The 12,480-nt window shown below is 39.2% G+C and carries 10 protein-coding genes; 3 read left to right on the top strand and 7 right to left on the bottom strand.

Going from position 1 to position 12,480, the window contains the following annotated elements; all coding sequences use genetic code 11:
• The first annotated feature begins 53 nt into the window (after positions 1 to 53).
• From VB693_RS26445 to VB693_RS26455, 3 genes are all read left to right on the top strand, one after another.
• Complete coding sequence (locus tag VB693_RS26445) at positions 54 to 773, top strand: DUF433 domain-containing protein (RefSeq protein WP_323268840.1); 720 nt, start codon at positions 54 to 56, stop codon at positions 771 to 773.
• Positions 770 to 1,204 carry a hypothetical protein gene (locus VB693_RS26450; protein ID WP_323268841.1) on the top strand — a complete coding sequence of 145 codons (435 nt, stop codon included), beginning with the start codon at positions 770 to 772 and terminating at the stop codon, positions 1,202 to 1,204. Before VB693_RS26445 ends, VB693_RS26450 begins: the two co-directional genes overlap by 4 nt.
• A 265-nt stretch (positions 1,205 to 1,469) precedes the next feature.
• Positions 1,470 to 5,138, top strand: a complete 3,669-nt coding sequence (locus VB693_RS26455; protein ID WP_323268842.1) for a chromosome partitioning protein ParA — start codon at positions 1,470 to 1,472, stop codon at positions 5,136 to 5,138.
• Positions 5,139 to 5,283: 145 nt separating this feature from the next.
• On the opposite strand, the gene VB693_RS26460 is transcribed toward VB693_RS26455, so the two are convergent.
• From VB693_RS26460 to hsdR, 7 genes are all read right to left on the bottom strand, one after another.
• Entirely contained in the window at positions 5,284 to 5,733 is a 450-nt protein-coding gene (locus VB693_RS26460) for a type II toxin-antitoxin system VapC family toxin (RefSeq protein WP_323268843.1), read from the bottom strand.
• Positions 5,733 to 6,002 carry a hypothetical protein gene (locus VB693_RS26465; RefSeq protein ID WP_323268844.1) on the bottom strand — a complete coding sequence of 90 codons (270 nt, stop codon included), beginning with the start codon at positions 6,000 to 6,002 and terminating at the stop codon, positions 5,733 to 5,735. The genes VB693_RS26460 and VB693_RS26465 overlap by 1 nt, the downstream gene beginning before the upstream one ends.
• A 144-nt stretch (positions 6,003 to 6,146) precedes the next feature.
• On the bottom strand, positions 6,147 to 7,877 hold the full coding sequence (locus VB693_RS26470; RefSeq protein WP_323268845.1) for a restriction endonuclease subunit S: 1,731 nt from the start codon (positions 7,875 to 7,877) through the stop codon (positions 6,147 to 6,149).
• Complete coding sequence (locus VB693_RS26475) at positions 7,874 to 8,305, bottom strand: PIN domain-containing protein (RefSeq protein WP_323268846.1); 432 nt, start codon at positions 8,303 to 8,305, stop codon at positions 7,874 to 7,876. The genes VB693_RS26470 and VB693_RS26475 overlap by 4 nt, the downstream gene beginning before the upstream one ends.
• Before the next feature lie 2 nt (positions 8,306 to 8,307).
• Positions 8,308 to 8,523 carry a hypothetical protein gene (locus VB693_RS26480; protein WP_323268847.1) on the bottom strand — a complete coding sequence of 72 codons (216 nt, stop codon included), beginning with the start codon at positions 8,521 to 8,523 and terminating at the stop codon, positions 8,308 to 8,310.
• Positions 8,524 to 8,576: 53 nt separating this feature from the next.
• The gene (locus VB693_RS26485; protein WP_323268848.1) at positions 8,577 to 10,016 is read right to left on the bottom strand and encodes a class I SAM-dependent DNA methyltransferase; all 1,440 of its coding nucleotides are present in this window, start codon (positions 10,014 to 10,016) and stop codon (positions 8,577 to 8,579) included.
• 394 nt (positions 10,017 to 10,410) lie between these two features.
• Positions 10,411 to 12,480, bottom strand: a 2,070-nt coding sequence (hsdR, locus tag VB693_RS26490) for an EcoAI/FtnUII family type I restriction enzme subunit R (RefSeq protein ID WP_323268849.1), incomplete at its 5' end; no start/stop codon positions are given.

The raw sequence follows: 12,480 nt of genomic DNA on the forward strand, positions 1-12,480 counted from the left end.
TTTTACATCTACTCTATTATCATTAATATTGGGGTATTATTACTATTTCCAAAATGAACACTGTTGACCAGAAGCTCGATTTACGCAACATACCCAGCTACTCAATTTCTGAGTCAGCACGCTATTTGCTGATTCCAGTAGGTACGTTGCGCTCCTGGCTTCATGGTCGTTTTTACCCTACTGGAGAAGGTAAACAATTCTTTAAACCACTGATTGAGCTTCCCAGCCCAGAGATACCACAACTTTCATTCACTAATCTGGTAGAAGCTCATGTACTGCGGGTTATTCGTAAGAATCATCAAATTCGCTTAGATAGAGTACGTACAGCTTTAGACTATATTGACCATCAATTTCAAGTGCCGCATCCTTTGGCTAGGATTGAATTTCAGACAGATGGGGTGGATTTATTCGTTGATTCAGTGGGAAAGCTGATTAATGCTTCAATGGCGGGTCAATTGGCAATGCGGGAAGCACTAAAAAACTTGCTCAGGCGAATTGAACTGGATGAAACTGGAGCAGCAATTAAACTTTTCCCCTTAACACGACTAACTGAAAACTTGACAGAAAAAGAATTTCCTAAAACCTTAGTGATTGACCCTAGAATTTCATTTGGCCGTCCAGTATTAATTGGAACGGGTATTCCAACAGCTATTTTGGCAGAGCGATATAAAGCCGGTGAATCCATAGATGATTTAGCTGACGATTATGGTTGCGATCGCCTCCAGGTTGAAGAAGCGATTCGATGTGAATTATCTCTATCTCAAGCAGCGTGAATAAAGTAGAAAAGCCAACTTTCTTTATTGACAGAGCGTTAGGCAAGAAATATGTTGCGGATGCTTTGCGTAGTTTGGGTGCAAATGTGGAAGTTCATGCAGACCATTTTTTGTCTGATGCACCGGACACAGAATGGTTGCCAGAAGTGAGTCGCAGAGGTTGGTTGATTCTTACAAAGGATGATGAAATTGGGCGTAATTTTCTGGAGCAAATGGCGATCGCCAGTTCCAATGCCAAAGTGTTTGTACTATCTCTGCGAAATTTAACCGGAGAGGAAATGGCAGACATCTTCGTACAGGCTGTTGAGCGAATGGAGAAGTTTGCCCCAAGTAATCAAGCACCATTCATTGCCAAAATCTACAAATATGGCAAAGTCAGAGTTTGGAAAAATCACACCCAACTACTGAAGATTCTGAAAAATCTTAATTGACTATAGGCAGCAAATCGCCATAGACAGACATCCCACCCTCTAACCTGATGTTGTCTAATCACACACAGTGTAAGCATTCCTAGCTCGTTCATCCTTGGTTCAGGTGTTTCAAGTCATTGGGAAAAACCTTATCTATATGTTTTTTGAATTTTTCAATAAATTTATACACGTATAAAATTTTTGTAGCTATAGTAATAATTAAGACATAAATATTACGGTTTTTCTGGCTGTCTACTAATGGATGTAGTAGGTTTATTAAACATCAATGATGATCAACAGGTTGATTTTAGGTGCAATTAGCTTCGGTGTTGGTTTTGGCATCAGTCTAGCTCTAGAAAGGGATGTTAAACGAGCTGCTTTAACAGGACTGATTACAATACCTGCTGCCTCTTTAGGGATTTTGATTACGGATAATCACCGCAGAAAGCAACTCAATGAACACCTCTTACTAGTACAAAGCAGGGTTGCAGCACTTGAAAAACAAGTTGAGAAACTCAAAAAGCAGAAAGCCGCTTTGGAAAAAGCTATTATCGCCAGCCAAGAAAATAAGCAACAGGCAGAAACCTCTTTTGAAAGCCTACAAATTGAGTTAAGTCAACTGCAAGACCTTTTACTCACTCAAGAAAATGAAAAAATAGCTACAGAGCAGGAGTTAGTAGACCTAGAGACACAAAGGCAACAGTTAACAGCAGAATCTCACCATCTGCAAACCAGGAATGAGGAATTAAAACAACAAGAATTAACACTCAACCAATCTTTAGAGGCGATCGCCGCACAAAAGCAACAACTGGAAACAGATTGTAATTCTCTCCAAGCAAGATTAAGCCAGTTACAAGCCAATATTTCAAATCAACAGCACCATCAGCAGGAGCAGACTGACTTAGTAGTACAAAAACATCTGTTAGAGGCAGATATACAAACTCTATATACTCAGATTCATCATCTCCAACAACAGGAAACTGAACTCAATCAATCGCTGGAAAGTCTCATTACTCAAAAGCAGCAAACAAACGAAAGTTTAAACCAGCAGCTTCAAAAACTTAACCAGCTACAAAACCAGATTTCGGAGCAAGAAGATTATCACGCAAAACTCACTGAAAACTTAGATGCTTTAGAAAAGCAAAAACATCAGCTAGAAATTGATTTATCTAACCTCAAACTGCAAATTAACAGTTTAGAAAGTCGGTTAAATGGCTTAAATCAATCTGTTACCAGCCTGACAACGCAGCAGCAGGAAGCACAACTAAATCTTAATAGCTTACAAACCAACCTTATTCAATTGCAGCAGGATAAAGACCAACTACTTCAAGAATTGGCTTCGCTAACTACACGAAAAGAAGCATTGCAAAGGAATTTATCCCAACCTCAGTTAAATCAACCAGCAACAAAAGAAGGTAGCCCAAGTTCAGTTACTTATGCTAAGGCTGAAGGACTACCTAATAAAACTGCTCCTATCAAAGCTCAAATTTCTTCACATCAAAGACAATCTAGAACCAGTGGTGGCACTACCTTTATGAATCCTCGTTATACACAAAATTTATGGGAAGAGCAAATATTGCCGCATTGGTCACATCGCGATCGCCCAGCCGGACGTAGATTTCTGGGTAGCATTCGGATTAAGCGTCAAGCGAGTGAACAACTACTTGATATCGTTGGTCAAAACTTGCAACAGTTAGACAGAGTTACATATGATTCTCTGCAAGGTGAATTTTATGAACTAGAACAAAACTGGTTAAAGGTTTTGACTGTTGCCCTTTCAGAGTATGCTTATTACTATTCGAGTGAGAGATTTTGGCAAGGCTTTTGCGATCGCTTAGATATTAATCATAACCAAGGAGTAGAACATACATTCCGTCGGGTTGTTGATGAAGGAATAAATCTTTTAGGTTTAGTTCGAGCTAAAGGCGGATATAAATATGTCTCAACCTTATGGTTACAAAATGGAGTTCCTGAACAAAATCTGGAGCATTTCGCCCAAGTAGTACAAGAAATCGCTGATGAGTATGGTTGGTGGGAACTGGCACATACCCAACCGGAGGCACTTTCAGAATTACTATTGAATGTTTGTGAAGAGAAACATTCACAGTGGGGTACATTAATTAACTTTCTTAAATCCAGTTGCTCTGAAGATGCAGAAATAGAACCAGTTTCGGGGCAGTTGCTGCAAGGTGTTGCAATAGTAGCACAAGAATTAGAACGGCAGAAAGCTTCCCCTCAAGTTTTAAAAGATGAAGAGCAGCGTGAAGAAATATTAGGTAATTATTATCTGCCACGCAATTTTTTCCTGCGTAACTGGGATGCGCTAACTCAAGTTTTAACACCTAAATCTGGGACTGGTCGGAGTCGAAGTATTATAGCTAGACGTAGTAAACCCCTGCTATTGAGCTTAGATGTTGAAGACTCATTAAATACACAATTGTTGTTACCAGAACAAGTTTTGTGGAAGCCAGAATGGCGAAACCTGAGAGGAAGATACTGTCAAATTCCCCAAGCTAACTGGGAGGATACAATTCCCACTACTGGAGATTTGATTATTCCAGAACTAATAATGGAGATTAATCAAGCATCAGAAAAGTGGAGTTGTCAACTGGTAGATCATAACCGCCAGAATTTGATGGAATGGGATTACAAAGGGATTAATAATCATCTTCCGTGTTTAGTATTTGATGCTTTAACTGGGGAACATTTACCTCTTAACCCCTCTCAGCCAGAGATTACGGCGGTTGAAGAAGTGTACTATTTTACTCCTACAGATATTCAACCGGATTTTACTAATGGTATCGAGGTTTTAGATAGTTATATTCCTTCAAGTATTCGGGGATGGCGAGGTCGCCATATTAGATTAATAGTACTAGAGTCTTCTATTGTGTTAACTATTCCTGAAACTGATCAACCTCAACTGATTAGCTGGAAGCTGGTAAAAGAGAATGAGCCAGTATTAACAGGATTGAAATTAAAAGGAAAAAAATCTATTTATTTAGAACCTCCTATTTTCTGGTATCCACCTATTCATCAAAATCTCGATCTTAATGTATTAATCGAAAATATTACGGGTCGGAATATCATCGATAGGATAATTGAAACTTTATCACCTAGTAATCAATGGATAGACATTAATTTGAGCCAGTGGATTACTTCACCTGGATACTATGAAGCACGCTTCTGGTTTGATGAAAAGCGATGGTCATATCGGTTTGAAGTAAAATCAAAACAGCAATCTTTAGCTATTGCACCATTAAATCAGCTAAGAATTAGCAGTAGTTCTGGTTTTTATGAAACTGATTTGCCTATTCAACATGAAAATTCAGACAAGTTTTGGTCAGAAGTTATCAAAATTGAGGGGATGTGGCCTTTAGAAGAAATTATTTTATTTTTAGTCAACGAATCCGAAAAGGTACAACAGCAAATGCAGGCAGATGTATCAGGTAGTTTAACAATTAATTTATCTACGCTGCATGACTTACTTGCTAATTCTAATTGGTATGCTCTAGATTACCAGCGTTTGGGGCTAGAGGCACGGCGATTAGTGGATATCCACAGTTTACCTCACAATATCAGTTGCACTTGGACAAGCCAGTCCATTTATTTGTCTGGTCTTCACCCTGATAAATTATATTCCCTATCATGCTGGAATTTGCTACTACCAGATTGGGAGCCAATTGAATTAAGAATACCCTTGATCGATCATGATACAACTACTGTCGAAGTTCCTCTCAATCTCCGGGTAGGGATTTATCATATTCAACTTGTTACTTCTCAATTAGTGCCAGAAGAATTAGGTTGGTGGTGCGGTAGCGGTAAAAATGATTTACCTGAGAATATTAGTGAAGATAGAGAAAACTATTGTTATACTGTGTTGGGCAATAGTGAGTCAAAAAAGTCATTTATAGAAGCAGTTAATCAAGCCCATTTGGATTTTGATAGACCAAGATAGTGGTGAATGATTGAATCATATCTGTGAACCCGCCCCTACAACCTCTGGAATCCATCATTGGCGATCGCTTCTCAACTAGGAAAGTGCGTAGGCGTAGCCAGTAGCAGAGATCATCTGATACCAATTCGTAATTCTTCTCAGTAAATTAACTGGCAAGCCAAGATTCCAAAAGCAAAGTTTCTACTTGCTGAATCCGTCGAAAATCATTGTCTGTGGAAACTACAGTGAGATTATAGTGAATTGCTGTGGCTGCAATCCAAAGGTCATTATCTCCAAAACCAAGGGCTTGCAGGTTGAAGTTTCGACGCTGGGCTTTTTCTTTAGGCCCGAAAGCTTTCACCAATTTGCCTTTGAGATTGCCATAAACCTCAGAAATTGAGAAATTGACGGGATAAATATCGATTGTGTCTAAAAATACTCTGACCTGCTGAAGATTGGCGACACTGCGATCGGATTTTGCTGCCATGTATAGGAGTTCTCCACATACTACGACACTGGTAGCAATTCCTGCTTCGCTATGAAGCTGTAGTTGTTGGATCAGGTTAGAATCACCAAAAATGATGCGGCTACAGTGATTGGTATCAAGCAAATACATTAGAACTCTGCTTGGGAACGGGTGTCATAAACAAGCTGAAGGCATTCCTCGAAGTCGTTTCCTTGCCATGTTTTTGCAAACTTGAGTAAATCTTTGGCTTTAGAACCACGCAAAATCGGCTCTCCTTCTGTTTGAGCAATTTCTTGAGATAAAGTCTGAGGTTTCTGTTCTCTGGTTTTGAGATATTCGAGATAATCAAGGGTTTGCTCTAAAATCGAATCTGGTACTGTTTCGATCGCTTCGATGAGTTTTGCTTTGATTGAGGTCATGGTTGGCTTGACTGTTAAATGTCAGGGCTAATATTTTAATTTTGCCTTATCGTCAGTCTAAACGCGGTTTGTAGGGGCGGGTTCACCCAGATCATCATTAATCATTGAGCATATTTGTCAACCCGCCCCTACGGAAAATGGCTATTAGGCTGTTAATACCTGTTTTGCTGCGACTTCCATCAGTTTCTCGCTGCTGTCTCGCCCTTGTTTCAATTTGGCTTCTAGGATATCGCAGAGGGACATCAGGCGATCGCACTTCTCTACAATCCGTTTTTGTTCTGCAAGCGGGGGAAGCGGAATTGGGAATTTTGCAATGTTACCCATACTTAAATTTGCTCTGGCACTATCAACCTGCTTATCGAACATGAAACTGATACAAACAGGACTGTTGAAGAAGTGAAGTATGTAGCGAAGCTCAATAAATTTTTCAGGTGAAATAAATCTTATCAAGCACACTGCCTGGTTTATATTTGCAATATCATCTCTATCAAATATCGCAGTACGACCAATTGATGCGCCTACAATGTTCATTAAAATATCGTTCCGCTTTAGTATTGATCTTGGCTCTATTTCATTAAACTTTGCTTCGACAAATTTAGGTTCAGTTATATTAATTACATAATTTTGAACATTTTCGCTTGTTATAAAAAGTGTGCCAGAGCTATCCTCAACATAATTTATTCCCTGCCATTTGGGAGAAGATCCCTTAGTAATCACTTCAACAAGTGAACCTAATCTAACCCACTCCCAGGTTTTTGGAATTTGATAAGGTAAGTTATTAAAATCAATAGCAGGCAATGAGTCAATTCTTTTAATCTTTTTCTGATTTATTAAATTTTCTTTCTCAGTTTCAACTTTTTTTAATAAAACTGAGGCGGATTCATCATTTGGATCTTGACGCACAAGTTTACCCTGCACAGCTAACTGCAAAATCGCCTGACGTAGTTTAGGAATTGTTTCAGGGATGCTGTAGAGTAAGTCAAAATTATTGCAAATGCGCTGCCAGTGTTGGCGGAACTCTTCGGGATTTTGGGAGGTGAGGAGTTGAGCGATCGCACTCTCATTCATCCTCAAAATGCTCTGTTGCCTTTGCTGCTGGCGTTTTTCGATTTCGTCGCAGGTTGAGAGCAGGCGATCGCACTTTTCTACAATGCGTTTCTGTTCTTCTAGAGGTGCTAGTGGAAAAACCATATTATTGACAACCCCTGCATTAATATTTGGTGCTTTTCTCAAACTAGCAGCAAAATTCATCCACAAAGGTCTAATTAATTTGATATATAAGTGTAAATATTTAGCATTAACATATTTATTAGGATAAATTCCACAAACAGATTGGTTAATAGTTGTTTCTATACCTAATAAACCTGACTTTCCGATAGTTCCAGCACCACCATACAAAGCTACACAAACTGTTCCAACAGGATAGTATTTGAGGTTGCAATCTAAAACTGCCTGCTTGGTAATTTTTTCTTCACAAGTTAATACTGTTTCATTATTTAAATCCGTCGTTTTTACCCAATATTCTGTTCCATTCTCAAAATATTTATGATTCGTTCTATTAGGTGTTGTCCCACTAGAAATTAGAAAAAGTTCACCAATTCTAGCCCACATCCATTCTTTGGGAAGTTCAAAAAGTATTTCATTATGATGAATCGGTTTGAAATCTTTCGGTTCTCTAAAGGTTGTCTCTTCTAGTAAACGCTTTTTCTCAAATTTGATTTCTTTAAAAATATCGTTAACTTTAACATCGCTAATATCACGCTTAGTAAGCTTACCAGAGAATGCTAGCCGCATAATGATTTCCTGCATTTTTACAACTGCATTCGGCGCATCAGTCAATAATTCAAAATTTTGAAAAAACTTATCTACTTTCATTTAAACGGATTCACAATTTGTAATTGACTATCTACTACTAACCCATCCTGCATATCTTCAGAATAGAGAATACTTGCTCCCGCAGCTAAAGCACAAGCAACAATTAAACTATCCCAAAAAGAGAAATTATATCGACTGCGGAGGTTAGAAGCAGATTCAAAAATAGTTAGGTTAAACTCTACCACAGTGCAGCGACGATAAAGCGACTGAATCACAGCTTTAACTTGCTCCTCATTAAAGGCTGCTTTTTTCAGTAAATTGTTAGAAATTTCATTGACAACCTGTGTACTGATAATTATTCCTTCAGCATCTGTAATAGAAATAGCAATATTACGCTTTCTTTCTCTTTCTGCTACTTCTATTTTTTGGTCATCCAACAAGCGATAAAGCCAAACATTTGTATCAACGAATGATGCACCAGATATCATAATTAGCGATTGTAAATTTCTTCCCGGTTGAGGAATCCATCCACCTGCACAGGATTCTGTGTCAATTCATCAATTATGTCTCTTTGTCGAGATGACTTTTTATTTACTAAAACAATTACTTTAATATCATCTCCTTCACTGAGTTCTTGTTTGTACTCATCAGGAATCTGAATTAAACCATTTTGAATCTTTGCTTGAAATTCAACTGAATTTAGCATATTTAATTCCTTTTATATGGAGAATATAAATCAATTCTAACCGCATTTTTTTATCACTCATCTCTCTCCAATGCTTCCATTAATTCAGACTTCAATTTACTCCGCACCTCACCCAACTCAGCCATGAGTTTTTGATGCTCTGCTAACATCTCATCTAAATCTGCGTGTTCTACATCAACTTTGTGAGGATTTTTAATATCTAGGTTGTAATTATTCGCTTTCAAATCAGCAATTGAAACTTGCCAAGCAAATTCATTTTCCTCGCGGTTATCCCACCATTCTTGCTCCGGTGCAAACTCCTCAAAGCAAATCGGCTTAGTTTTCGAGTATGACTTATAACCTGCTGGATAAGGGTGTTCATAATACCAAATCGTTTCTGTCGGTTCACCTTTTGTAAAAAATAGCAGATTAGTTTTAATACCTGTGTAGGGATTAAATACGCCATTTGGTAAACGGACAATTGTATGTAGATTACAATCTTGCAGCAGTTTTTCTTTAATCCGCGTCTTCACACCTTCGCCAAACAGCGTTCCATCTGGTAAAACTATTGCGCCTCTACCGCCTTCTTTGAGTAAATGAGCAATCAGCACCAGAAATAAATCTGCTGTTTCTCTAGTGCGGAAAGTAGCGGGAAAATTATCCTCAATCCCATCTTCTTCCATCCCACCAAATGGCGGATTTGTGATAATTACATCCACCCGTTCGTGAGGACTATAATCGCGCAAAGGACGTGCCAAAGTATTATCATGTTCTGCTGACGGCACATCAATACCATGTAAAATCAGATTCGTCACACAAAGGTTAAAAGGTAACGGCTTTTTCTCAGTTCCGCGAATCGTCCGTTGCAGAATTTCTGGTACATCAGCACTTTGAAAATGTTGGCGAATGTAATCAATCGCTGCTGTTAAAAAGCCACCTGTACCGCAAGCCGGATCAAATACAATTTCCCCTAATTGCGGCTTAATTCTATCGACAATAAACTTTGTTACCGCACGGGGAGTATAATATTCTCCGGCATTTCCCGCACTCTGCAAATCTTTGAGAATTTTCTCGTAAATCTCGCTGAACTGTTTTTTCTGATCTTTTTTATTAAAATCAACTTCATTGAGTTTATTTATTACTTGGCGGATGAGAGTACCATTTTTCATATAGTTGTAGGCATCCTCAAACACCTTACCAATCATCTGCCCACGGGCATCAGTTGCCGTAGTTCTCAGTTCTTTGAGGGTTTTAAATAAAGCATTATCTACAAAATCTAGTAAACCATCTCCAGTGATACCTTCAGAATCTGCTGCCCAATTTCGCCAACGCAAACCTTCAGGAATCGGAGATTTATAATTATCTTCTAACAGTTCATATTCTTCTTCACGGGCATCAAAAACCTTGAGGAATATCATCCAAACTAACTGGTTAATGCGTTGCGCGTCACCATCAACGCCCGCATCTTTCCGCATGATATCTTGAATAGTCTTAATTGTAGTGCTGATTGACATAATTAATTTTGTAGTTTTGTAGCTAGTGTTATAGCTGAGACTACGACACCTTCCGAGATTTGCTGTGCTTTAGTCTCAGCCACAACGCCCCTTGTAATTTTTGCAAGGTAATGCGATGTCTAAGACAAGCAGCTTTAGGTTTACGCATTGTGAATCGATTCAATCACATTGTCAGGCGATACAATGGCATTGCGAATCGATGCAATGCCATTGTCAGGCAATACAATCGCATTGTGACTCGATGCAATGCCATTGTCAGGCAATACAATCGCATTGTGACTCAATACAGTGCCATTGTTAAAGGACTTATCCTTTATAGGGCAGCTATATCCCCAAGCAAGTCGGAGATGTGACCAAACTCACCTAGAAGAGACATCATATCCTATTCAAAGATTTAAGATACTCGATATAATTCTTCTTTGAGAACAGACAAAGCTTGTAAATAAGCTTGCTTACCACCGAAAATACGAATTATCTCTAAGGGAGTGCCTAAATCGCTGATTGGTTGCACCTTTAACACATCTAGACTTTCAATATCTTCAATTCCTTCATCAGCATACTTATCTAACAAAGCATTTAAAACCGTTCTAACTTGTTCACCATAGTTGCTAAAGTAATTACGCTTGCGGACATTGTTTGCTCTTTCCTTCCGTGTTAGTGGCGGTTGGTCAAAGACAACATGACAAATCAAATCTAAAGGGTCAAAATCCTTACCAATCTCTTTCTCTAACGCTTCCAAAGGTACACCCAATTCTTGTAACTCTTGGATAATAGCTTGCTTCTGCTCCGTAGAGTGCCATTTCTTCAAGAAAGCATCTAATGAGGCGTACTCCTGACTAACCGTTTTGCGAGTATAGTCTTTTATCGATTCCGTAATCAGCTTACCGTCCTTGCCGTGGTATTGCTCTCGAATAAAAGCAACCGCCACCTCTTCATCCGCAATTACATACTTATCCCGCTTTTGCTTGCGGGTAATCTCACCATCAATGACTACCTCATCGTCTCCATTATCGGGCGGAACAATTGGGTCAACTGGTTTAGGCTGATAAATTTGTACAGGTTCACCATCAAAATCAGGGTCAGCAAATAAGACCGTCGCTTTTTTAAAGTCCATAATTGTGAAGAACATTTTGCCATAGTCTTCATCAATGCGAGTCCCGCGACCAATAATTTGCTTAAATTTGGTCATTGACAAGATGCGCTGGTCTAAAACAATCAATTTACAGGTTTTAGCATCAACACCTGTCGTCAGCAACTCAGAGGTGGTAACAATTGTGGGATATTTACTTTCGGGGTCAATGAAATTATCCAATTCTGCCTTACCCTGAACATCATCCCCAGTAATTCGCATAATATAGCGGCTACTCTCCGCCATCAAATCAGCATTCTCATTCACCAACGCCACCCGCATCCGTTCTGCGTGGTCAGTCGTCTCACAAAAAATGATAGTTTTGGCAAAGCGATCGCTTGATTTGAGATAATCAGAAATAATCCGTGCAACTAACTCAGTCCGCTTTTCTAAAACCAGAGTTCTATCAAAATCTCGCTGATTAAATACTTGGTCAGGAATTTCTTTACCATATTTATCCCGTTGTCCTGGCTTGGGTTTCCATCCACTCAAGTCTTTATCAAAGTCAATGCGAATAACTTTGTAGGGAGCTAAAAAGCCATCTTCAATCCCTTGTTTGAGCGAATAGGTAAAAATTGAATCGCCAAAATAAAGACTATTAGAAACTTCTTCGGTTTCCCTTGGGGTAGCAGTCAAGCCAATCTGCGTTGCACTGCTAAAATATTCTAAAATATCTCGCCATGCAGAATCCTCAGATGCGCTTCCCCGATGGCACTCATCTATAATAATTAAGTCAAAAAAACCTGCTGAAAACTGCCGATAAATGTTTTTCGCTTCTTCATTTCCCGTTACCGCCTGATACAGACATAGATAAATTTCGTAGGATGTATCTATCTGTCGCTGCTTAATTTTGGTCATTTTTGAGCCAAAGGGTTTAAAGTCATTGACTCTAGTTTGATCAACCAAAATGTTGCGGTCTGCCAAGAACAGGATACGCTTTTTCGCCCCCGACTTCCACAACCGCCAGATAATCTGAAAAGCTGTAAAAGTCTTACCCGTACCCGTCGCCATCACTAACAGAATGCGGTTTTCTCCTTTAGCGATCGCCTCAATTGTCCGATTAATGGCAATCTGTTGATAATAGCGTGGCTGTTTCTTATCAGGACTGGGATAGTAATCTTGAGCAACAATCGGCTGAATCTCCGAGTCAATTCCCTTCCAATCACAATATTTTTGCCATAGTTCCTGCGGTGTCGGAAACTGCTCAAGGCGGATTTCTCGCTCTCGCTGTCCCTCGGTGACTGTACAGTCGCACATCATAAAAGCGTCGCCATTGGAGCTAAAGATGAATGGTACATCAATTAGTTCACCCGTTGTGATCGCCTGTTGCATTCC

Origin of the sequence: Anabaena sp. UHCC 0399 (assembly GCF_034931465.1) — a bacterium.
Taxonomy (GTDB): domain Bacteria; phylum Cyanobacteriota; class Cyanobacteriia; order Cyanobacteriales; family Nostocaceae; genus Trichormus; species Trichormus minutissimus.

Excerpts from the sequence above, each read along its gene's own strand:
- VB693_RS26445 (WP_323268840.1), top strand. The coding sequence starts at position 54 with ATGAACACTGTTGACCAGAAGCTCGATTTACGCAACATACCCAGCTAC.
- VB693_RS26455 (WP_323268842.1), top strand. The coding sequence starts at position 1,470 with ATGATGATCAACAGGTTGATTTTAGGTGCAATTAGCTTCGGTGTTGGT.
- VB693_RS26460 (WP_323268843.1), bottom strand. The coding sequence starts at position 5,733 with ATGTATTTGCTTGATACCAATCACTGTAGCCGCATCATTTTTGGTGAT.
- VB693_RS26465 (WP_323268844.1), bottom strand. The coding sequence starts at position 6,002 with ATGACCTCAATCAAAGCAAAACTCATCGAAGCGATCGAAACAGTACCA.
- VB693_RS26470 (WP_323268845.1), bottom strand. The coding sequence starts at position 7,877 with ATGAAAGTAGATAAGTTTTTTCAAAATTTTGAATTATTGACTGATGCG.
- VB693_RS26475 (WP_323268846.1), bottom strand. The coding sequence starts at position 8,305 with ATGATATCTGGTGCATCATTCGTTGATACAAATGTTTGGCTTTATCGC.
- VB693_RS26480 (WP_323268847.1), bottom strand. The coding sequence starts at position 8,523 with ATGCTAAATTCAGTTGAATTTCAAGCAAAGATTCAAAATGGTTTAATT.
- VB693_RS26485 (WP_323268848.1), bottom strand. The coding sequence starts at position 10,016 with ATGTCAATCAGCACTACAATTAAGACTATTCAAGATATCATGCGGAAA.